The organism is Pseudoduganella rivuli, from assembly GCF_009674485.1.
In the GTDB taxonomy this organism is placed as follows: domain Bacteria; phylum Pseudomonadota; class Gammaproteobacteria; order Burkholderiales; family Burkholderiaceae_D; genus Rugamonas; species Rugamonas rivuli_B.
Genome location: NZ_WKJJ01000017.1, coordinates 145,574 through 169,024, shown reverse-complemented (window position 1 = coordinate 169,024; position 23,451 = coordinate 145,574). Strand labels below are relative to the sequence as shown.

Here is a 23,451-nt window from a genome sequence, read left to right as displayed (position 1 = left end):
TCAGGGTTCCAGATGAATTCCCCCGGGCGTCCGCTGTACCTCAAGCGCAAAGCGCTGGCTGTCATGGTTGCCGCCTGTTATGGGGCGGCGTATGCCAATCCCCTGGCGCCGCAAGTAGTCGCGGGCCAGGCGGCGTTCCAGCAAAATGGCAAGGTGTTTTCCATCACGAATACACCGAACGCCATCATCAACTGGCAAAGCTTTTCCATCGCGCCGGATGAAGTCACGCGCTTCATTCAGCAAAACGCGGACAGCCGGGTCCTGAACCGCATCACGGGGCAGGATCCCAGCCGCATCCTCGGCGCGCTGCAATCGAATGGCCACGTCTACCTGATCAATCCGAACGGCGTCATGTTCGGCAAGGATGCGCGCGTCGACGTGAATGGCCTGGTGGCGTCGTCGCTGGCGCTGTCCGATACCGATTTCCTGGCAGGGCGCAACCGCTTCAGCGGGGTCAATGCCGGCAAGGTGTCGAACGAAGGCGCGATCACGACGCCGGGCGGCGGCCGCGTGTTCCTGGTCGGTTCCAGCGTCGAGAACAGTGGCGTGATTACGTCGCCGCAGGGCGACGTGGTGCTGGCGGCAGGCCACACGGTACAACTGGTCGATTCCAGCGACCCCTCGGTGCACGTGGTGGTGTCAGCGCCCGCCGACCAGGCGCTGAACCTGGGGCAGGTGCTGGCCTCGGGCGGGCGGGTCGGCATCTACGGCGCGCTGGTCAACCAGCGCGGCAAGGTCAGTGCGGACAGCGCGGTGCGCGGTGAAAACGGCAAGATCGTGCTGAAGGCTTCCGGCACCACCTTGCTGGAAAAAGGCTCCACCACCAGCGCCGTCAACAGCGCGGGGCAGGGTGGCGACATCCGCTTGCTCGGTGAGCGCGTCGGCCTGCTGGACGATGCGCAGGTCGACGCCAGCGGTGCAACCGGCGGCGGCCAGGTGCTGGTCGGCGGCGGCGCCCAGGGTAAAGACCCGTCGGTACCCAACGCGCAGCAAACCTATATCGGCGCACAGGCATCCGTGCGCGCCGATGCGAACGGCAGCGGCGATGGCGGGCGCGTCATCGCGTGGGGCGATAACGCCACGCGGGTGTACGGCAGCCTGTCGGCACGCGGCGGCGCCCAGGGCGGCGATGGCGGCCTGATCGAAACGTCGGGCCACTACCTCGACATGCAGGGCAAGGCCGATGCCGCCGCCCCCCGGGGCAAGGGGGGCAAGCTGTTGCTGGACCCGACCAATATCGACATCGTCGCCAGCGCGGCCAGCGGCAGCGTCCAGTTGTCCGGCGGCGTCTTTGCCGAATCCGGCGCATTTACCAGCAGCAGTATCCTGGCCAGCACGCTGACCAGCCAGCTCAACGCCGGCACCAGCGTGGAGCTGACGACCGTGAATGCGGCGGGCACCGGCACCGGCAACTTGACGGTGTCAGCGCCCGTGTCATGGACTGGCGCCTCGACCTTGACACTGACCGCCAGCGGCGGCGCCATGGCCATCAATGCCAACCTGACGGGCAGCAACGCCAGCGCCGCGCTGGTCTTGTCGGCCACCGGCGACATCACGCAAAACAGCGGCACGGCCATTACGGTGCCGACCGTGACGGCCACGTCGTCCACCGGCAGCATTTCGCTGATGGGTTCGCAGAATGACATTTCCACGCTGTCGCTGACAGCCAAGAAGTCGATCAGCGCCTTTACCGCCAACTTCCAGACGTCCGTCACCAAGGCGCAGTCCACCACCACCAGCCAGTCGGACGACGGCGATATTACGCTGATGAGCGACGGCGTCATGACCATCGCGGGGCCGGTGTCGACCACCGTGGGCAGCGTGGCCATCGAGAGCTTGCAGGGCATCGTCGTCAGCAGCGCGGGCAGCATCGCCACCAGTGGCGGCGACATCACGTTCACGCAGGACAGTGGCTATTCCGTCGACGTCAACGCCGGCGCGACCGTCAGCAGCAGCGGCGGCATGATCAGCATTTCCACCGACACGCTGACGGCTGGCGGCGTCATCAATGCCGGCAGCGGCATGTTGAATATCCAGGCGCTGTCGAGCGGCCGCCCGGTGGAAATCGGCGCCGCCACGGCCACCCCGACGTCGCTGTCGCTGACCTCGTCGATGTTACCGAACTTGCGCACCACGGGCGAACTGGCGGTCACCACGTCCGGCTCGGGCGGCACGGTCACCGTGTCCGGCACGGTCGATTACACCTCCGGCACGGCGCAGCCTTCGACGCTGACATTGAACAGCGACGATGACATCACGCTCAGCGGCTCGCTGAAAGTGCCGGGCGACATCATGCTGTCGACGTCGCAGGCGGGCACCAAGCGCATCACGTTCGGCAGTGCTTCCAGCACCACGGCCGACGGCACGCTGACCGCCAAGGCCGGCCAGCTGACCTTGAGCGGCCCGGTGACCGCGTCGACGTTCGAAGTGCGTTCGGAAAACTCCATGATCCTCGGTACCGGCACGGAAACGTCCAGTACCATGGTGGTTCCCGTCACCAGTATCACGACCAAGGTGACCGCCGATACGCTGAGCTTTGTCGTCAACAACGACAGCGACGCGGGCGATATCACGCTGAACCAGGCGCTGACGTGGGGCGGCAGCCTGTCGCTGTCCGCGCCGACCAACCTGACGGTCACCGCCGGCCTGGACGTGACGGGCACCTTGTACCTGGAGCGGGGCGCATGGGTGCAGAACAGCGCATCGTTGCCGTCGCTGTCGGCGGGCGACTTCGATATCGGCAGCGCGACATTCCTGCGCGTGCTGGGCGGCGACGGCACCACCAGCACGCCCTACCTGCTGACGGACGTGTACGGCCTGCAAGGCGTCGGCACCCTGCTGGAATCCACGTACCACTACAAGCTGGCCAACAACATCGACGCCAGCGGCACGTCGGGCTGGTATGAGGGGTTCAGCCCGATCGGCAACAGCGATTACCCATACCAGGGCAACTTTGACGGCAACAGCAAGTCCATTACCGGCCTGTACATCAACCGCCCGTCGCGCACGTCGGTGGGCCTGTTCGGCGAACTGGGCGGTTCGGCCCATGTCCATGACCTGACGTTGTCCGGCAACGTGACGGGGGGCGATTATGTCGGCGGACTGGCCGGCTTTATCGGTTCGTCCGTCACCGTCAGCAATGTCACCAGCAGCGTCAATGTCACCAGCTCCGCCAGTTCGTACGATGCCTATGCCGGCGGCCTGGCCGGCTATAACTGGGGCACCATCAGCAATTCGTCGGCCAGCGGCACGATTACCGCCGATTCCGACAACGGCACGGCCTATGCGGGTGGCCTGGTCGGCTACAACAATAATGAAATCTCGGATTCGCACGCCAGCGGCCCGGTCTACGCGATCGGGCAGACCGCCTATGCGGGCGGCCTGGCGGGCCTGAACTGGGAAGTCATCAGCAATGCCTATGCGACCGGCGCGGTGTCCGCGTATGGCGATGTGACGGCGGCGGCCGGTGGCCTGATCGGCGTCAACAACGTCGATATCTCGGATGTGCATGCCACGGGTTCCGTGACGGCCACCAATGGGTCTGCCGGCGGCCTGATCGGCTTGAACGATGGCGGCGCATTGTCGAATGCGTATGCCACCGGCAACGTCAGCGGATCGAGCCTGGTGGGCGGCCTGGTCGGCGACAATTCCGGCGACATTACCTCGTCGTACGCGACGGGGGCCGTGACCGGCACCGGCAGCTATGTCGGCGGCCTGGCCGGCAGCCATACCTATGGCACGTTGCAGTATGTGTACGCTACCGGCAATGTCAGCGCGGGCGCCTATGGCGGCGGCCTGGTGGGGGACAATCAAAGCGACATCCTCGATGCCTATGCCACCGGCAACGTGACGGGCAATACGTCCGGCGCGGGCGTCCATGCGTATATCGGCGGATTCGCCGGCATCAATAACGGTGGCACGATCAGCCGCGCCTACAGCAACGGGACGATTTCCGCCAGCGGCTTCAGCAACGTCGGCGCGTTTTCCAACTACACCAGTTGCGATTGCCAGTTCCCGGTCTCGCCGGTGACGTACGGCTATTACAACAGCACCGCGGCCGGCACGTCGGATACCTACGCCACCGGACTGACGGACGCGCAAATGAAGCAGTCGTCCAATTTCACCGGGTTTGCCTTCGTCACCGCCCCGGTATGGCGCAATTACGATGGCTATACGACGCCGCTGCTGAAGTCCATGCTGACGGCGCTGACGGTCGACGTGTCCGGCACGGCCACCCACGTATACGACGGCACCACGCCATCGTTCACCGGTTCGCCCACGTATAGCGGCTTTACCGGCAGCGACACGTCGGCGTCCCTGTCCGGCACCCTTGGCTGGGGCACGGCCGTCAACTACAGTGCAAGTTCGTACAGCCTGACTGGTCTGTATTCGAGCAAGTACGACATCAGTTACACCGGTACCGGTTCGTCGCTGTCGATCACCAGGCGCACCGTCACGCCGACCGCCACCAAGACTTATGACCGCCTGACGTCCGTATCGTCTTCCAATGTCAGTTTCGTCAACATGGTCGATGGCGATACGCTGAGCCTGGTCGCGTCCATTTCATTCGCGGACAAGAACGTCGGCACCGGCAAGACGCTGAACATCGTCGAACCCAACCTGTTCGGCAGCAGCGCCAATAACTACACGCTGAACACGTCCGGCGCCACCGGCACGATTACCGCCGCGCCGTTGACGGTGACCGGCATGACGGGCGTGTCCCGCACCTACAATGCGGGCACCAGCGCCAGCACCACGGGCGGCACCTTGTCCGGCATTATCAGCGGGGATACCGTCACCCTGGGCAGCACCACCGCCAGCTTCGCCGACAAGAATGTCGGCACGTCGAAATCCATCACGGTCGCCAGTGTCGGGCTGTCCGGCACCGATGCGGGCAATTACACGGTGACCGCGCCGACCGGCCTGACGGCCAATATCACGGCCGCGCCGCTGACGGTGACGGGCATGACGGGCGTGTCGCGCACCTATGACACAGGGACCAGCGCCACCACCAGCGGGGGGGCGCTGTCCGGCATCCTGAGTTCGGACAGCGTGTCGATCGGCACGGTGACGGCCAGCTATGCCGATAAAAATGTCGGCACGTCGAAATCCGTCACGGTCAGCGGCATCACGCTGGCCGGGACGGATGCCGGCAATTACTCGGTCACCCTGCCAACCGGCGTGACGGGCGCCATTACTGCCGCGACCCTGACCGTGTCGGGCATGACGGGCGTCTCCCGCACCTACGACCGCACCACCACGGCCACCACCACGGGCGGCACGCTGTCCGGCATACTGGGTTCCGACGTGGTGTCGGTGGGCACGGTGACGGCGGCGTTCGCCGACAAGAACGTGGGCACGTCGAAAACCGTCACCGTCAGCAGCGTGGGCTTGTCCGGCACGGATGCGGGCAATTACACGGTGACGGCGCCAAGCGGCCTGACGGCCGACATCACGGCCGCGCCGCTGACCGTGACCGGGATGACGGGCGTGTCCCGAGTCTACGACGCCGGCACCAGCGCCACCACCAGCGGCGGCACGCTGTCCGGCATCATCAGCGGCGACACGGTGACCAAGGGCACGGTCACCGCTGCGTTTGACGACAAGAATGTCGGCACGTCGAAATCCATCACGGTCAGCAGCGTGGGCTTGTCCGGCGCGGATGCGGGCAATTACACGGTGACCGCGCCAAGCGGGCTGACCGCCAGCATCACGGCCGCGCCGCTGACCGTCAGCGGCATGTCCGGCGTGTCGCGCACCTATGACGCCACCACGGCGGCCACCACCACGGGCGGTACGCTGTCCGGCATCCTCAGCTCCGACGACGTGTCGCTGGGCGCGGTGACGGCCAGTTTCGCCAGCAAGAATGTCGGCACGTCCAAGGCCATCACGGTCAGCGGCATCACCCTGTCGGGCGCCGACGCCGGCAATTATTCGCTGACCTTGCCGACCAGCGTGACCGGCAATATCACGGCTGCATCGCTGACGGTGTCGGGCCTGCTGGCAACCAGCCGCACGTACGACGGCACCACGTCGGCCACGGTCAGCGGCGGCACGCTGTCGGGCGTGCTGTCCAACGACGTGGTCTCGGTGGGCACGATAACAGCCAGCTTCGCCGATAAAAACGTCGGCACCGGCAAGACCATCACCATCAGCAGTTCCGGCCTGTCCGGCGCGGATGCGGGCAATTACACGCTGGCGCAGCCATCGAACCTGACGGCCGACATCACGGCCAAGGCCCTGACGGTGACGGGCATGACGGGCGTGTCGCGCGTCTATGACGCGACCACCACGGCGACCACCACCGGCGGCGCCTTGTCCGGCATCGTCAGCGGCGATACGGTTACCAAGGGAACGGTGACGGCGGCCTTCGCCGACAAGAACGTGGGCACGTCGAAATCCATCACGGTATCGGGCATCGGCTTGAGCGGCACGGACGCGGGCAATTACACGGTGACCGTGCCGACCGGCCTGACCGCCAATATCACGGCGGCGCCATTGACCGTCAGCGGCATCAGCGGCGTGTCGCGCGTGTATGACAAGACCACCACCGCCACCACGACGGGCGGCGCGCTGTCCGGCGTGCTGGGCTCCGATGACGTGGCGCTGGGCACGGTGACTGCCAGCTTCGCCAATAAAAACGTGGGCACGGCAAAAACCGTCACGGTCGGCAGCGTCGGCCTGTCCGGCGCCGACAGCGGCAATTATTCGGTGACCGTACCGACCGGCCTGACGGCCGATATCACGGCCGCGCCGTTGACGGTGACGGGCATGGCGGGCGTCAACCGCGTGTATGACGCCACCACCACGGCCACCACCAGCGGCGGCACGCTGTCCGGCATCCTCAGTGGCGATACCGTCACCAAGGGCGCCGTCACGGCCAGCTTTGCGGACAAGAACGTGGGCACGGGAAAAACCGTCACGGTCAGCAATATCGTGCTGAGCGGCGCCGATGCGGGCAATTACTCGGTGACCGTGCCGGCGGGCCTGTCGGCCGACATCACGGCGGCGCCGCTGACGGTCACCGGCATTACCGGCGTGTCGCGTGTTTATGACGCCACCACTGTGGCCACCACCACGGGCGGTACCCTTTCCGGCGTGCTGGGTTCGGACAGCGTGGCGATCGACACTGTCGCTGCCAGCTTCGCCAATAAGAACGTGGGCACGGCAAAAACCGTCACAGTCGCCAGCGTTGCGCTGACCGGCACGGATGCCGCCAACTACGCGGTGACAACGCCGACCGGGCTGACGGCCAATATCACGGCGGCGCCGTTGACGGTGTCGAACCTGCAGGTGCCGGACCGCGCCTACAACGCGCAAACCACGGCCACCACGTCCGGCGGCACGCTCTCGGGCGTGATCGGCAGCGACAGCGTCGCGCTGGGGACGGTGACGGCGGCTTACCTGACCGCCATTCCCGGCGCCAACAAGCCGGTGGCCGTGTCCAATGTCGGCCTGACCGGCACGGATGCGGGCAATTACGCGGTGCCGGCGCTGCCGGCCAACCTGACCGGCACCATCACGCAAGCGCCGCTGGCAACCTGGACCGGACCGGCCAGCGGCCTGTGGACCGATTCCGCCAACTGGCTGAACGGTGTGGCGCCCGTCAACGACTACGTGCTGGCCGCCAACCTGCTTGGCGCATCCGGCACGGTGACGTTCGGCAGCGGCGCCGTGACGCTGCAATCGCTGACGGCGGCCGCCGGGCAGTCGCTCAGTGTCACGGGCGGCACGCTGACCCTGGGTACGGCACTGACCGACGTGTCGGCGGTGGCCGGCGCCGTCACCGTCGCCACGGGAACCCTGAATGTGGAAGGGACGCTGGCGGCGGGCAAGTATGTGCAGACGGGCGGCGCGGTGGCGGGTGGCGGCGCGCTGACGGCGCAGCAATTCACGATGAGCGGCGGCGCGATTGGCGGCCTGTCCACGCTGGGCGTGCATGGTCCCTACAGCCACACCAGCGGCACCATTTCGATTCCGGGCACGGCCTCGATTACCCAGATGACGGGCAACCTGGCGGTGGGACCGATGACCGCTTCCACCGGCATCAGCCTGACCGCATCGGCCGGCGCCATTACGCAGACCGGCGCGCTGCAAACGGCGGCGCTGGACACCAGCTCGCAAACCGGCGTCACGCTGGCCAACAGCGCCAACCACGTGCTGGCCTACAGCGGCGTAAACGGCACCGGCGGCATCGTGCTGGTCAACGTCACGGGCAATACCAGCCAGCTGGCGCTGGGTAATGTGACAACAACGGGCGGCAACCTGTCGGTCGACAACACCGGCGGCATCACCACCACGGGCACGCAGTCCGCGCCGGCCGGTACAGTGACGCTGACGGCGCACAGCCCGATTGCCATCAATTACCCGATTTCAGCGCAAAACATTGCCTTGTCGGCCAGTACGGAAATTGAACTGAACTCCGGTTCCTCGCTGCAGGCGACTAATAGTATTGGCTTGACGGCCGGCACCGCGATTGAAATGAGCTCGGGTTCGTCGCTGCAGGCGGCCAATAATATCGGCCTGACTGCCGGCACGGACATCACGCTGGCCGGCACGATGCAAAGCACGTCGGGCAGCATCAGCGCGACAGCCACGACGGGTGGCATCACAGCGCTGCCGGGCACCAGTATCGTCGCCACCACCCCCGTCTCGTTAACCTCGGTAAGCGGAACTGTGTCATCATCCGCGATTACGTTCGCGGGCGGCGCGACGCCGGTGATTAACGATCCGGCAACTGTGGCGGCGGCCGACGCGGCAGCGAAGGCGGCGGCCGACGCGGCAGCCAAGGCAGCGGCGGATGCGGCGGCCAAAGCGGCGGCGGAAGCGGCAGCCAAGGCGGCGGCGGAGGCTGCAGCGAAGAAAGCGGCGGAAGAAGCAGCGGCGAAAGCGGCGGCGGACGCGGCGGCCAAAGCTGCGGCGGAGGAAGCCGCGGCCAAGGCGGCAGCGGAAGCGGCCGCCAAGAAGGCAGCGGAAGAAGCGGCGGCCAAGGCGGCGGCGGAAGCGGCAGCCAAGAAAGCGGCGGAAGAGGCGGCAGCCAAGGCGGCGGCGGAAGCGGCAGCCAAGGCGGCGGCGGAAGCGGCGGCCAAGGCCGCGGAAGAGGCCGCGGCGAAAGCGGCGGCGGAAGCGGCAGCGAAAGCCGCGGCGGAAGCAGCCGCCAAGGCCGCGGCAGAAGAAGCCGCCGCGAAGGCTGCTGCGGAGGAAGCCGCTGCACGGGCGGCGGCCGAAGCGGCGGCGAAGAAGGCTGCGGAAGAAGCTGCGGCGAAGGCCGCGGCGGAAGCGGCCGCCAAGGCGGCAGCGGAGGCTGCGGCCAAGGCGGCGGCAGAGGCGGCAGCCAAGGCGGCGGCGGAAGCGGCGGCAAAGAAAGCGGCGGAAGAAGCGGCGGCGAAAGCATCGCAAAACCAGCCGAATGAGCCGGTGGCGCAGGCCATCAATTCCACGGTGAACATCATCAATACCGTGGCGGCGACCGTCAATACCGCGCAAGACCAGGATGACACGCGCAGGCTGGCGTCGCTCGCCACGCCATCGACGTCGTCCTCGTCCTCCTCGTCCACGGCATCGTCTTCTTCCACGTCGTCGTCCGCGCAGCAGGACAAGGCGGACGAGAAAGCCGGCGACAGCAAGGAAGACAAGAAAGACGGCACCGCGAAGACCAGTGAACTCGTGAAGAAAGACGAGCCAGTGAAGAAACTGTACTGCAACTAACCGACAGCACAGCATTACCGATTGAAGAGACAGAATGAAGAAAGAGTTTTTCCCGCCGCTGACCCTCAAGCGCAAACTGCTGGCCGTCATGGTCGCCGCCTGTTACGGCGCAGCCCAGGCCAATCCGATGGCGCCCCAGGTGATGGCTGGCCAGGCCCTGTTCAACCAGCAGGGCAACGTTTTCACGATTACGAACACGCCGAACACCATCATCAACTGGCAAGCGTTTTCCATCAATCCGAACGAGGTCACGCGTTTCATCCAGCAAAGCAGCGACAGCCGCGTGCTGAACCGCATTGTCGGCCAGGACCCCAGCCAGATCCTGGGCGCGCTGCAATCGAACGGCAAGGTCTATCTCGTCAATCCGAACGGCATCCTGTTCGGCAAGGATGCGCGGGTCGACGTAAACGGCCTGGTAGCGTCCACGCTGTCGATCCAGGACAGCGATTTCCTGGCGGGTAAAAAGAACTTCAGCGGGACCGGCGGGGGCAAAGTAGTCAACCAGGGCGCCATCGTGACGCCGAACGGCGGCCATGTGTACCTGATCGCGGCGGATGTGGAAAACAGCGGCGTCATCACGTCGCCACAGGGCGAGATCGTGCTGGCGGCGGGCCACTCGGTGCAGCTGGTCGATTCCGGCGATCCGTCGGTGCAGGTGGTGGTGTCGGCTCCGGCCAACCAGGCGCTGAACCTGGGGCAGGTGCTGGCGTCCGGCGGGCGTGTCGGCATTTATGGCGCGCTGGTCAACCAGCGCGGCGTGGTCAACGCCAACAGCGCGGTACGGGGCGAGAACGGCAAGATTGTTTTGAAAGCATCGGGCACGACCTTGCTGGAGCAGGGCAGCGCGACGTCCGCCACCAACAGCGCGGGCCAGGGCGGCGACATCCAGTTGCTGGGCCGGCAGGTGGCGCTCAATGGCAACGCCCGGGTCGATGCCAGCGGCGCGGCCGGCGGGACCGTGCTGGTTGGCGGCGACTATCAGGGTAAAGGGGCGGCCGTGCCGAATGCGCTGCAGGCGTTCGTGTCGGCCGATGCTGCGATCCATGCCGACGCCACCGCGGCGGCCGGGCAGGGCGGCAAAGTCATCGTCTGGGGCGACGACGCCACGCGCGTGCATGGCGCCATTTCCGCGCAGGGCGGGGCGCAGGGACAGGGCGGCCTGGTGGAAACGTCCGGCCATTACCTGGACGTGGCGGGCGCGCGCATCGATACCCGCGCGGCCGGCGGCAGGAACGGCCTGTGGCTGCTGGACCCGGAAAGCATCGCCATCGATGCGGCGCACACCGGACCGAATACGCTGAACGATGTGAAGACCTTCAATGCCGGCGCGGCGACCGGCGTCACCACCGTCAATCCGACGCAGCTGAACACGGCCACGTCCGACATCGCCTTGCAGGCGCGCAGCAATATCGATATCAATTCCGCCATCGATGTCGCGCAGTCCGGCGTCAAGCTGACGGCGCAGGCTGGCGGCTCGATCAACGTGGGCGCGGCTGTCACCACGCAGGGCGGCGACATCACGCTGCAAGCGAACTACGGTGAATATGCGACCGGCAGTGGCGCCGTCAATGTCCATGCGGCGATGGCCACCAACGGCGGCGCCTTCAAGGCCAGCGGCGCCCAAATCACCGTCCAGGGCGGCGTCAACGTCGGCGCCGGCGCGGTCGACTTGCGTGCGGACGTTGCCGGCGGCCGTATCGCCATCGGCAGCATGGGCTCGATTACCGGATCGGCCACGGCGTCGGACCGCCTGTATTCCTTCATTGCCGACAATATGGCGATCGAAGGCAGCGTGGATGGCGGCGGCACGGCCGGCGACACCACCGTGTCGCTGACGCCTTATACCGCCAGCCGTCCGATCGCCATTGGCGCCTCGCGTTCCGGTTCCAGCCTGGGCCTGACGCCTTCGGACCTGGGCCACGTATCGGCGTACGGCATCAATATCGGCAGCGCGGGCGCATCGGGCGGCATCACGGTGGGACAGGACGTGGATTTGTCCTCCAGCGTGCGCGCCGTGTTCTTTGAAAACGCGGGCGACATCCGCTTCAACGCCAAGGTCAAAGCCGATACCTCCGCCGGCACCGTGTATGCGGGCGCCTATGGCGGCACGGCGAACATCGCGTTTGGCAGCGGCGGCGGCGTGCAGGCCAACAATGTGCTGCTGCGTGCCGATAACATGGACCTGGGCAGCACGGCCAATACCGTGCAGGCGAGTAGCACGGTGAAGCTGTCGGCGCAGTCGTCCGATACGGTTGTCGTGCTGGGCGCGGTTCCCACGTCGGAGTCCGTTGCGCTGGCGCTGTCGGCCGACGAAGTGCGCGCCATCAATGCGCCGGAAATCAATATCGGCGACAAGTCCGGCGGCAAACTGCGCGTCACCAGTGCGCTGGACCTGGCATCGACGGGCATCAGCAAAGTGCTGCTGGCCGGGTCGTCCGTTTCGCTGGAAGCGGGCGTGAAAGTCAGCGATACCCTGGCGCTGATGTCCGACGGGATGATTTCGCAGGTGGCCTTGATCGAAGCGCCAAGGCTCCTGGCAGTCGGTGGCACCGTGGCGCTGCCGAACGAAAACGTCGTGCAAAACCTGGCCGGCTCGGCCAGCAGCGGTACGTTCCTCTTCAATAATACAGGGGCGCTGAACGTGACCTCCATTGCGGGTGTCGACGGTGTCAGCCTCGCAGCAGACAACGGCCATGCCATCACGATCAGTGCGTCCGGTGTCAATATCCGCCAGCCACTGACGGCGGTATCCGGTTCGGTTTCCGTGACCGCGACGTCCGCCATCACGGTCGGCAATTCCGATACGCCGGCAACGGCCGCCATCCACGCGGGCTCTGTCTCGCTGGACGGCGATGAGGTGACGCTGCAATCGGGCGCTTCCGTCAAAGGCGATGCGGTGACGTACACGGCGGGTAACCTGGCGCTGGCCACGGGTTCCACGACGAATACCGGAACGGGCGACGTCACCATCGCGTCGAAGTCCGGCAATTCGATGGTGATCGGCGCCGGCGCGTCCGACGCCGCCGGTACGCTGGGCGTCGATACGGCGGAACTGGGAACCTTGACGGGGGACAGCCTGAACCTGAACACGCAGGGCGGCAACGTGACGTTCAACGACATGAACATGTCCACTGCCAGCCATCTCATCGGCGACCTGGTGATGCGGCCGACCGGCAACGTGACCTTCGCCGGTGTTGTCACCGTACCAGGGTCGGTCAATATCCTGACCGGCAGCAACATTGCGGTGAATGCCAAACTGACCACGGACTCCGTCATCACCCAGACCGGGCGTTTTTCCATCGGCTCGGGCGGGGCGATCGTTGCGCCTGACGGCGTGTCGATCAATGCGCGGGATGCCTCCGTCATTGCCATTGGCGCGGGCGCCGCGGCGGGCGAGGGCGGCATGGCGCTGACCGATGCCGACATCAAGAAAATTTCCACCAACAGCCTGTCGATCTCCAACAGCCACGCCGGCGGCAGCATCACGATCGGCGCACTGGACTTGAGCGGCACGCCTTCCTACAGCGGCAGCCAGGTATCGGTGTTCGCGGACAGCGTCTCCGTGACCGGCGCCGTGACGGTGCCTGATACGCTGGGCATCAATGCTTACGGTGCGTTCCAGAACAGCGGTGCGATCCAAACCGGGACATTGACGCTGCTGGCCGCCAATGCCAACCTGGCCAGCGGCAGTTCGATCAAGGCTACCGGTGGCGCCAATATCACGTCGCTTGCCACCGGTTCGCTGGTGCTGGGCAGTGGCGCGACGGATGCCGCCACGGTAACAGGTTTGTCGGATACGGAACTGCGCACCATCACCACGCCAGACCTGACCATCTATGCTGGCGGCAGTGTTGAAATCCGCGCCCTGAACCTGAGCGGCGCCGGCCCGTCCGAAAGCCTCGTCATCAGTGGTGGCAATGGTGTCAGTGTGACCGGGGCGGTGAATCTGCCCAATACGCCGACCCTGCACCTCATGCCGACATCGGGCGGCATGACGCAGACTGCGCCGATCACCGTGCAAAACCTGTCACTGAGTGGTTTCGGCGGCAACGTGATCCTGAATCAGGCGAACAATGTCGATACGCTGACCGGCGTCCTGTCGGGCGGCAACCTGGAATTCACCAATGCCCGCTCGCTGACCAGCGGCGGCCTGTATACGGACGGCGGGAAGGTGACCTTGAAGGTGACGGGGAATATCCTGCAGGGCGCCAGCAATATTATTGCCGACGCGCTGGATATGACTGCCACCGGCAGTATCGGCGCCAGCGGCACGGCGCTGGAAACCCACGTTTCGCAATTGAGCGCGGAAAGCACGGCGGCTTCCGGCAACAGCCCGATCAATATCACCAACCACAATTACGATAGCAATCCGGTGACCGCGCATGCGGGGCAGTTGACGGTCTACAAGCTGAGGGTTGCCAACGGCAATAGCGGCGGGATTACCCTGAATAACCATGGCGCCACCGTGGTCGACAGCACCGGTGTCGTGAAGACCGACAGCGGCAAGATTGCCCTTACGGCGCACAGCCCGCTGACCATCGACGGGACGGTGGAAACCGTCAGCGGCGATATCGACCTGACGGCCAGTTCCAGCACGTCAGGCAGCGACGCGCTGACCTTTGCCGCATCGGCGCAAGTGAAATCGACTTCCGGCTTCATCAAGCTGGCAGCCGGCACCACGATTGCCGGCGTCACGTCGGCCACCGTGCAGGCCGCGCCGGGCAAGCTGACGCAGATCTCGGACATGAATACCAATCCGACCACTGCGCCGACCGTGGCGCCGACGGTTGCGCCAACCGTCGCACCTACCGTTGCGCCGACGGAAGCGCCGACTGTGGCCCCGACAGTGGCTCCTACCGTCGCACCGACGGTAGCGCCGACCGTGGCGCCAACGGTTGCGCCAACGGTTGCGCCGACTGTCGCACCAACCGTTGCACCGACGGAGGCACCTACCGTGGCGCCGACCGTGGCGCCAACGGTAGCGCCGACTGTCGCACCGACGCAAGCGCCGACTGTTGCGCCGACGGTAGCGCCGACGGTAGCACCAACCGAAGCGCCGACCCAGGCGCCGACGCAAGCGCCGCCGACGGAACCGCCAACGCAAGCGCCTACCCAGGCGCCGACGCAAGCCCCTACCCAGGCGCCGACGCAAGCACCGACCCAGGCCCCGACGCAAGCGCCTACCCAGGCGCCGACGCAGGCCCCGACGGTGCCGCCGGCGACGGACATCTGCGTCATCAGTCCGAATTCAGCCCTGTGCGCCGTGCTGTCGCCGCCAACCGTCTCGGAGCCGAACAAGCCGGTGACAGTGGCAACCACGCAGGTGATCACGGTGGTCAACGACGTATTGCCGCAGGTGGCGCAAACAGAAGTCGTCAAGAAGGATCCGGTCCCTACCGCCGCACCGACGGAAGGACCGGCAGCAGCATCGACCTCGCCGGATGACAAATCGGCGAAGGAAGAAACAAAGGAATCCAAATCAGCCGACAAGGGAACGACAAAAAATGAACAACCTGTCAAAAAACTGTATTGCAACTAAAGCCCTGCTGCTGATCGCGTTCTGGCTCAGCTGCTCGTTTGCAATGGCGGCCCAGGTGGCCGGCACGGTGACCCAGTTGAGCGGGCCGCTGTTGGCCAAGAAGGCCAGCGGCGCGGTGAAGATCCTGTCGCTGAAATCGGAAGTCGAGAGCGGTGATACGCTGGTGACGGAGAAAAACACCTATGCCATGGTGAAATTCATCGACAACAGTGAAATCACGCTGAAGCCGGCGTCCCAGCTCACCATCGACAACTTTGCGTTCGATAACGCCAAGCCCGATGGCGACAGCGCCAGCTTCAACTTGTTGAAGGGCGGCATGCGCTCGGTCAGCGGCTTGCTGGGCAAGCGCAACAAGGAAAAGTTTGCGTTGAAGACGCCGGCCGCCACCATCGGTATCCGCGGCACCACCTTCATCGTCGACTATATTCCTGGCGACGATACGGCGCTGGCTTCGTTGCAGGCGTACCTGAACGCCAGCACGGCCGGCCTGGGTGACACCCCGCCGATCGCGCCGCTGCAAATGGCGCAACTGAACGTGCCCAAGGCGCCGAGCCTGGCGCCCGGGCTGTACGTGCACGTGCTGGACGGCCTGATCAATGTGACCAACACGGCAGGTTCCCAGACCTTCAATGCGGGCCAGTTCGGCTTCACCCCAAACTTCAAGGCGCCACCGGTCATCGTGCCGCAAAATCCCGGCCTGAAGTTCACGCCGCCGCCGGTGTTCAATTCGTCCACGCAGTCGAGCGACGCCAACAAGCCGGCGAAATCGAACGCCGTGGATTGTGAAGTCCGCTGATCGGCCGACCTCGGCTGCCCCCGCCTGACTCCCCATAGCAACATCCCGGTGCGCCGTCCTGGCGCACCGGTGCTTTCCTCCTCGAAACTGTGGTACAAAGTCGCTTGACCTTCCCATCATGGGATGGTTAAAGATACAGGCATCACAGGAGCAAGCCTTGAAAGCAGAACATCCATTGCAAGCGTCGCCACCGCACGTGCTGACCTTCGGCGTCGAAGGCATGACGTGCGCGTCGTGCGTGGCGCGGGTGGAGCGCGCGCTGGCCGCCGTACCCGGCGTGGCCAGCGCCAGCGTCAACCTGGCCACGGAACAGGCGCGGGTCGTATCGACCGCGCCGCTGGCGCTGGACGCCATGCGCACGGCGCTCGACAAGGCCGGCTTTGGCGTGGCCGCGCAGGAAGCTTCCCCGGCAACCGCCGCGCCGGATGCCTCCCTGGCCCGCCGCGGCGCGGGCGGCGGCGCCGTACTGTGGTCCGCGTTGCTGTCGCTGCCGCTGATGGCGCCGATGGTGGCGGACTGGTTCGGTTATCGCCTGCTGGTGTCGCCGCAAACGTTGGCGTTGCTTCAATTGCTGCTGGCCACGCCGGTGCAATTCATCCTTGGCGCGCGCTTTTACAAGGCCGGCATTCGCGCGCTGCTGGCCGGCGGCGGCAACATGGATTTGCTGGTGGCGCTGGGCACCAGCGCCGCCTACGGCACCAGCGTTTATCACATATGGCGGGCCGAAACCGCGCTGGGCTATGCGCACGCGCATGCCCACTTGTATTTCGAGGCGTCCGCGATGGTCATCACGCTGGTCTTGCTGGGCAAATGGCTGGAAGCGCGCGCCAAGCGGCAGGCGCTGTCCGCCATCCACGCCCTGCAGGCGCTGCGGCCGGACATGGCGCGGGTGCGCAACGCCGGCGTGGAAACGGATGTGCCGGTGGCGCAGGTGGCGGTGGGCGACGTGGTGGTGGTGCGGCCGGGCGAGCGCATTGCCGTCGACGGCGTGGTGCTCGAAGGCGACAGTCACGTGGATGAGGCGCTGATCACGGGCGAGAGCTTGCCGGTGCCGCGCGGCCCCGGCGAACGGGTGACGGGCGGCGCCATCAATGGCGAAGGCTTGCTGCTGGTGCGCACCACGGCGATCGGTGCGGAAACCGTGCTGGCCCGGATTATCCGCCTGGTGGAAGACGCGCAGGGCGCCAAGGCGCCCGTGCAGCGGCTGGTCGACAAGGTCAGCGCCATCTTCGTGCCGGTGGTGCTGGTGCTGGCGGGGCTGACCTATGGCGGCTGGTGGTACACAGGCGCGGAGCCGGAACTGGCGCTGATGCACGCGGTGGCGGTGCTGGTGATTGCCTGTCCGTGCGCACTGGGGCTGGCCACGCCGGCCGCCATCATGGCCGGCACCGGCGCGGCGGCGCGCCATGGCATCCTGGTCAAGGACATGCAGGCGCTGGAACTGGCGCAGCGCATTTCCACCGTGGTGTTCGACAAGACCGGTACGCTGACCGAAGGCAAGCCGGTGCTGGCCGCGCTGGAACCGCATGGCGCCGAGCGCCAGCGTCTGCTGCAACTGGCGGCCGCCATGCAGCGCGGCAGCGAACATGCGCTGGGGCGCGCCGTGGTGCAGGCGGCCGCGCAGCGCGGCATCGCCGTGCCGGCCGCCGTTGGCGTGACGGCGATGCCGGGGCGCGGCCTGTCGGCCAGCGTGGAAGGCATGCCGCTGTTGCTGGGCAGCGCGCGCCTGATGCAGGAACATCATATTGCGCTGGCGCCGCTGGCCGCGCGCGCCGCCGAGCTGGAGCAGGGCGGGCATACCGTGTCGTGGCTGGCCGACAGCGCCCGCCACGAGTTGCTGGGATTGCTGGCCTTTGCCGATCCCGTCAAGCCGACGGCGGCCGGCGCGATCCGCGCGCTGCATGCGCAAGGCATCGCCACGGTCATGCTGACCGGCGATAACGCGGGGGCGGCCGCCCTGGTGGCGCAGGAGGCGCCGGTGCAGGTGGTGGAAGCGGGGCTGCTGCCCGCCGACAAGACGCGCCGCATCGGCGAACTGAAGGAAGGCGGCGCCGTGGTGGCGATGGTGGGGGACGGCATCAACGATGCGCCCGCGCTGGCGGCGGCCGATGTCGGCATCGCCATGTCCGGCGGCGCCGACGCCGCCATGCACGCGGCCGGCATCACGCTGATGCGCGCCGATCCGGCGCTGGTGGCGGGCGCCATCGATATCTCGCGCCGCACCGTGCGCAAGATCCGCCAGAATCTGTTCTGGGCGTTCGTCTACAACCTGGCCGGCATCCCGCTGGCGGCGGCCGGCTTGCTGAACCCGATGGTGGCAGGCGCCGCCATGGCGGCCAGTTCCGTCAGCGTGGTGGCCAATGCGCTGTTGCTGCGGCGCTGGAAACCCACCCTTCCCAAGGAAAAGCCATGAACATCGGCCAGGCGGCACAGGCGTCCGGCGTCAGCGCCAAGATGATCCGCTATTACGAAAGCATCGCCTTGCTGAAGGCGGCGTCGCGCTCCGACGCGGGCTACCGCAAGTACGGGCCGGATGACGTGCACACGCTGCGCTTCATCCGCCGCGCGCGCAAGCTGGGCTTTGCACTGGAACAGATACGGGATTTGCTGGCGCTGTGGCAAGACCGCGAGCGCGCCAGCGCGGACGTCAAACGCATCGCCGGCGCCCACGTGGACGAACTCAATGCCCGCATCCGCGAATTGACTGAAATGCGCGATACGCTGGCGTCGCTGGCTGCCTGTTGCAGCGGCGACCAGCGGCCCGATTGCCCGATCCTGGGCTCGCTGGCGGAAGGCGAGTGACGCATTACCCCCGGCTGAGCTCCCGAATTATCGCCTGAAGCGATAGCCGACACCTGTCTCAGTCAGGAAGTGGCGGGGCTGCGTGGACGATTCTTCCAGCTTTTGTCGCAGATGTGCCATATGGATCCGCAGGTATTGCGGACGCTCTTCATAGGCCGGCCCCCAGGCCTGCCTGAGCATTTCAGCGTGGGTAAGGACGCGCCCCTCATTTGCTGTCAAGATGGAGAGCAACTTCAGCTCAATCGGCGTCAAATGCACCGGGCGGCCGGAACGAAACACGTTCCGCGTTGCGAAATCTACGGTGATTTCACCAAACGTCACTTCATTTGCCGTGTTTGTCCTCGCGGTCTGCTTCCGACGAAGATGGGCGCGTACGCGCGCGAGCAGTTCGCCGACGCCAAACGGCTTCGTCAGATAATCGTCCGCACCGTGATCCAGTGCTGCGATCTTTTCGGTCTCATGGTGTCGAGCCGAAACGACGATGATCGTCGCCGCACTGCGGGCCCGCAAGTCTGTAATCAGGTCACTGCCTTCCATGTCAGGCAGCCCCAAATCGGCCAAGATGACGTCAGGACTACATTCCCGGAGTAAAGCCAGCCCCATTGTCCCGGTTTCTGCAGCGCTAATGGTTAAGCCGGCTCCGGCTAATGCCGAACTCAGAGCCTGTCGCACATCCAGATCATCTTCAATGATCAGAACTTGAGAATTACACATCAAAATCCAATGTTGGGGTTTCATTGATGCGGATGATGCATGCAACCCGCGTACCTCCGGCGTGCCGGCGCGTGATCCGCAAGATGCCGCCATGGGCGTCGATAATGGATTTGCAAATAGACAGCCCTAAGCCGGTTTGCGCATCGCTGCGAATGCCTGCCGACTGCTCGAGTATGGCGATTACATCCGGTGCAATCCCGGCGCCGTCATCGCTTAAGAGGATAATCAACTTGCGCCATCGGTAGACCGCCTTAAGCTCGATACGCGTCGCGCCTTTCGCATGGCGCTCCGCATTTTCCAGCAGATTGCATAAGACCCGCTCGATTAACACGGCATCGAATCGTACAAGCGCGGTGCTACCGTGCACCGCTGAATCGATAGGTAGCCTGCCGCCATGTTCGCGATGCTGTGCGATCGCGCTGCCGAAGACCTCATCGATCAGTTGCCATTCAAGCCGAAGTTCGATGCGCCCCTGATTGAAACGTGCGAAATCCAGAAGGTTACTGACCATGCCATCCAGCCGCAGGGCAACCCGATGAATCGCTTCCGCCAAGCCGCCAGCCGTTTCGCCATGCGCCTGCAACTGGCCGCTCAAGCCACAGAGGGCCGCCAACGGGGTGCGCAAATCGTGCGATACGCTATTTAACAAGGAATTTCTGAATCGCTGGACCTTGGCATCCAACTTGCTCTTAGTGGCCATATCGGAAATACGGACACGTTCGATTGCCATGGCCAGCTGTTCGGCTGCAATTTGCCCCAAGCGTTCTTCAGCAAGCGACAAGGGACGGCAGCGCCCAGTGGGCAGCAGCACTAAAACGCCGCGCGTGCCTGCCGGCATGCGAAGCATGAAATAGTAAACTCCAGCGCAGTAAAGTGGGCGGTGATGCCTGGCGGAGCCATCCCCCATCAGTGTTTCAGCAATGGTTACCGTGCCCGCCAGCTGATCGCCATCGCCGTTTGACTGGCATACAGGTTTAAGTCGCCCGCAGGCATCTTCTACGTAAACTGAAGACACGCCGGCAAACATAAGCCCGGCATAGGCGGCGCCGACGGCGCAAACGGCCTCGAGGTCCGTTGCCGCCGCAAGCGCCAACGACATTTCGCGCAAGACGTTGGCCTGCTGTTCACGTTCCATCGCCAGACGATGCTGAGTGCGGATACCTTCCACAAAGTGGCTAGTAATTAGTGATACGGCCAGAATCAGCATAAATGTCAGCAAATGCTGGCTGTTGTGCACGCTGAGTGAGTGGTATGGGGGCACCAGGACGATATCGTACAAGAGCACTGAAACAAATGCAGAAATAAATCCCGCTACCCGCCCCATTTTCACGGTGATGGATAGAACCAGCAGCAGATAAAGCAGCACCAGGTTCTCGGGTAGTACCTTCCCCCGCGTAATGTCGGCAACGAGCGTCACGGCGGCACTTGCAGCCAACGGAATCACAACGTTCCTGGTGATGCCCGGAAAGAGCGTCAGGGCAGGCGGTCGTTTCAATGTCTGGTACATCAAACTTCGATTCTCATCTCAAGTGCAAGTGAAGTACGCGGTCCGCCGCGTGCAGAAAGGTTATTAAGAAAGTATATAGATTTGACAATTGTGACATTTGGATAGTTTTTTTGTCAAAGGAGAAATTTATAATTTTTGCAAATATTTCTTTTGGAAAACATATACCAATGGCAAATTCCACCCAAATCAGCATTGAAAAGCAAGGGCCTGCAACACTCACCATCCTGCCTACGTACCGCTGTACCGCCGCTTGTGAACAGTGTTGCTTTGGTTCGAATCCCGATATCCGCGAACGGCTGACCCTCGAAGAAATTGTTGACTCCATAAAAACTGCTCACCGGAATTTCAGTTCGCTGCGACACGTGGTGTTTAGCGGCGGCGAATGCGTCATGATTGGCGACGATCTTTTTGAATCCATACGCGTTGCCACAGAGCTTGGACTTGGTACGCGGATTGTCTCCAACGGCTATTGGGGCGCATCCAAGAATAAGTCGGCGATCACAGCTAAACGATTGCGTGAGAGTGGGCTCAAGGAAATTAATATTAGTACCGGCCGCGACCATGCAAAGTTTGTCAGCATTGATGCAGTCTTGAATGCAATGACTGATGCTGTGAGCCAAGGAATATTTGGCTTCCTGACCGTGGAAAAAGATGCCGAGGATAGTGCGGTTTTCAATGAAATCACTGCTGATCCTCGTTTTGCGGCACTCAACGCCCTGGGAGAGTCAAGATTCCGATACCAGATCAACACGTGGATGAAATTCAACGAGCAGCATAAGGATCGTGGAACATCCGCCTCCACGAAACCCAATAGTCCATGTAGCCAGCTGTTCAGCAATCTGGTCGTTACTCCGCATAAAAATATTTCTGCGTGTTGCGGACTGACCCATGAACACATTCCCGAGATGCGAATTGGAAGTCTTGACACCAACGGCTTGGCTGCAGCCTATGAGGCGCAAACCAAAGATTTCATGAAAATCTGGATCCACGTGGATGGTCCGGATGGAATCATTAAGAAAGTGTACGGTGGTAACCCGCCGCCAGAATTAATCTCAAATGACCATATGTGCGATACCTGCGCCCGACTGCATAAATGCGATCAGACGCGCAGCCTTGTTCGCGAACGCTATCAGGAGTTCTATCCGGACGTGATGTTCCGCTATGAAATGAAGAATCTGTTAGACCGCATTTCCCAACCAAACTAAGACTCGGAGGCAAGATGGATCGTAGGAAGTTTCTTGGCAAGGCTGCACTCGCAGGTATTCCTGTAGTAGTCACCACGTCAACAAGTGCGCAGGCATTTGGCACGCCAGCAAGTTTAAGCAATGGAGCAATGACCCTCCCTAAAGACGGGTTATTGACACTTCCTATCGGCGAAGCATTCCCGCCTCCACTGCGCGCCTTGACCCAGTCCTTGACCACGCTCTTCGCTCGCCTCGGTTCGGAAAAGGAGCTTACCCAAGCACTGGTGCGGGACCCTGCCAAGGTATTGAACGACTATGGCTTGGATAAGTACGTTAATGTCAATGATCCCTTGGTGGACGCACTCAAGATTACCGTGGATCCCGGCCTCAGCGAGCTCGTAAAGAATGCGGATTACGATTCCTTCATGGCTGTGCTGAAGACTAAAAAGCTTTTGAAGCGGTTATCGAAATCCAAACTCAGTAATTATTATTATGAGTTCTTCCAGAAGGACAAAGAGAACTTTGACAAGGCATTTAAAAAGATTTTTGATGCCAGCCCGAATGGTGTCACAAGCTCTCACGCGCGTTCTCAACGCATCAACCGCATTATTGATTTGATGCAGGATGGTACTGCGCAGAAGGCGTTTGTCCCACCGTCAACGGACGAAGAGGATTGCTCGGGCTGTGATGGTGGCGGTGGTGGCGGTGGTGATTGGGGGGGCGGTGGTGGCGACTGGGGCGGCGGCGGTGGCGATTGGGGCGGTGGCGGCGGTGGAGAACTTGTCGTTGGCGCAGTAGCACTGGCGGTTGTTTATGTTGTTGCTGCAACTTATGTCGTTGCAGCGGTCAACGTCGCCGCTGCGGTCAATGTTGCGGCATACGTCAGCGTATACTCGCAACTGGCCATCTGGGGCGTTACGGATTCGACCACCTACGCCGGACTCGAAACGATGAGTGAAGGTGATAAAGTTATTACGGATCGCATCGGAAACCTCCAGCGTGCATCGTTGGCAGCGAATCTGAGCGGTCGACGCGACTTGGCAATTGAAGCCTTGAAGCGTTCCCTCGGCGATGACCTTGAAGCAATGGTAGGGGCCGCCGAGCGGGCGAAGTTAATTAAATTCCCTCGCAAGCAGCGCCGCGAGATTATGTTTGAACTGAAGCAACTTTGCTTGGAGTCTATTGGCGTTCAGGCCTGATA

At 63.8% G+C, this 23,451-nt stretch carries 9 protein-coding genes; 7 read left to right on the top strand and 2 right to left on the bottom strand.

Annotation, left to right across the window (positions count from 1 at the left end):
* Positions 1–12 precede the first annotated feature (12 nt).
* From GJ700_RS25010 to cueR, 5 genes are all read left to right on the top strand, one after another.
* The gene (locus GJ700_RS25010) at positions 13–9,708 is read left to right on the top strand and encodes a YDG domain-containing protein (RefSeq protein ID WP_154379063.1); all 9,696 of its coding nucleotides are present in this window, start codon (positions 13–15) and stop codon (positions 9,706–9,708) included.
* 34 nt (positions 9,709–9,742) lie between these two features.
* Positions 9,743–15,247: a two-partner secretion domain-containing protein gene (locus GJ700_RS35640; RefSeq protein WP_229507234.1), complete on the top strand. Its 5,505-nt coding sequence runs from the start codon at positions 9,743–9,745 to the stop codon at positions 15,245–15,247.
* Positions 15,213–16,043 (top strand): FecR family protein, encoded by an 831-nt coding sequence (locus tag GJ700_RS24995; protein WP_154379061.1) that lies wholly within the window; start codon positions 15,213–15,215, stop codon positions 16,041–16,043. Before GJ700_RS35640 ends, GJ700_RS24995 begins: the two co-directional genes overlap by 35 nt.
* A 118-nt stretch (positions 16,044–16,161) precedes the next feature.
* The gene (locus GJ700_RS24990) at positions 16,162–18,456 is read left to right on the top strand and encodes a heavy metal translocating P-type ATPase (RefSeq protein ID WP_154379059.1); all 2,295 of its coding nucleotides are present in this window, start codon (positions 16,162–16,164) and stop codon (positions 18,454–18,456) included.
* On the top strand, positions 18,453–18,845 hold the full coding sequence (gene cueR / locus GJ700_RS24985) for a Cu(I)-responsive transcriptional regulator (protein WP_154379057.1): 393 nt from the start codon (positions 18,453–18,455) through the stop codon (positions 18,843–18,845). Before GJ700_RS24990 ends, cueR begins: the two co-directional genes overlap by 4 nt.
* Positions 18,846–18,872: 27 nt before the next feature.
* Here cueR and GJ700_RS24980 read toward each other — a convergent pair whose 3' ends face one another.
* Positions 18,873–19,583: a response regulator gene (locus GJ700_RS24980; protein WP_229507233.1), complete on the bottom strand. Its 711-nt coding sequence runs from the start codon at positions 19,581–19,583 to the stop codon at positions 18,873–18,875.
* Positions 19,552–21,066 carry a DUF4118 domain-containing protein gene (locus GJ700_RS24975; protein ID WP_154379055.1) on the bottom strand — a complete coding sequence of 505 codons (1,515 nt, stop codon included), beginning with the start codon at positions 21,064–21,066 and terminating at the stop codon, positions 19,552–19,554. Before GJ700_RS24975 ends, GJ700_RS24980 begins: the two co-directional genes overlap by 32 nt.
* Before the next feature lie 167 nt (positions 21,067–21,233).
* Between GJ700_RS24975 and GJ700_RS24970 the strand changes: the two genes are divergently transcribed.
* Together GJ700_RS24970 and GJ700_RS24965 are read left to right on the top strand one after the other, a co-directional pair.
* On the top strand, positions 21,234–22,271 hold the full coding sequence (locus GJ700_RS24970) for a radical SAM protein (RefSeq protein ID WP_154379053.1): 1,038 nt from the start codon (positions 21,234–21,236) through the stop codon (positions 22,269–22,271).
* 14 nt (positions 22,272–22,285) lie between these two features.
* Positions 22,286–23,449, top strand: a complete 1,164-nt coding sequence (locus tag GJ700_RS24965; RefSeq protein WP_154379051.1) for a hypothetical protein — start codon at positions 22,286–22,288, stop codon at positions 23,447–23,449.
* Positions 23,450–23,451 lie beyond the last annotated feature (2 nt).

Excerpts from the sequence above, each read along its gene's own strand:
- GJ700_RS24980 (WP_229507233.1), bottom strand. The coding sequence starts at position 19,583 with ATGAAACCCCAACATTGGATTTTGATGTGTAATTCTCAAGTTCTGATC.
- GJ700_RS25010 (WP_154379063.1), top strand. The coding sequence starts at position 13 with ATGAATTCCCCCGGGCGTCCGCTGTACCTCAAGCGCAAAGCGCTGGCT.
- GJ700_RS35640 (WP_229507234.1), top strand. The coding sequence starts at position 9,743 with ATGAAGAAAGAGTTTTTCCCGCCGCTGACCCTCAAGCGCAAACTGCTG.
- cueR (WP_154379057.1), top strand. The coding sequence starts at position 18,453 with ATGAACATCGGCCAGGCGGCACAGGCGTCCGGCGTCAGCGCCAAGATG.
- GJ700_RS24965 (WP_154379051.1), top strand. The coding sequence starts at position 22,286 with ATGGATCGTAGGAAGTTTCTTGGCAAGGCTGCACTCGCAGGTATTCCT.
- GJ700_RS24995 (WP_154379061.1), top strand. The coding sequence starts at position 15,213 with ATGAACAACCTGTCAAAAAACTGTATTGCAACTAAAGCCCTGCTGCTG.
- GJ700_RS24970 (WP_154379053.1), top strand. The coding sequence starts at position 21,234 with ATGGCAAATTCCACCCAAATCAGCATTGAAAAGCAAGGGCCTGCAACA.
- GJ700_RS24975 (WP_154379055.1), bottom strand. The coding sequence starts at position 21,066 with ATGTACCAGACATTGAAACGACCGCCTGCCCTGACGCTCTTTCCGGGC.
- GJ700_RS24990 (WP_154379059.1), top strand. The coding sequence starts at position 16,162 with ATGGGATGGTTAAAGATACAGGCATCACAGGAGCAAGCCTTGAAAGCA.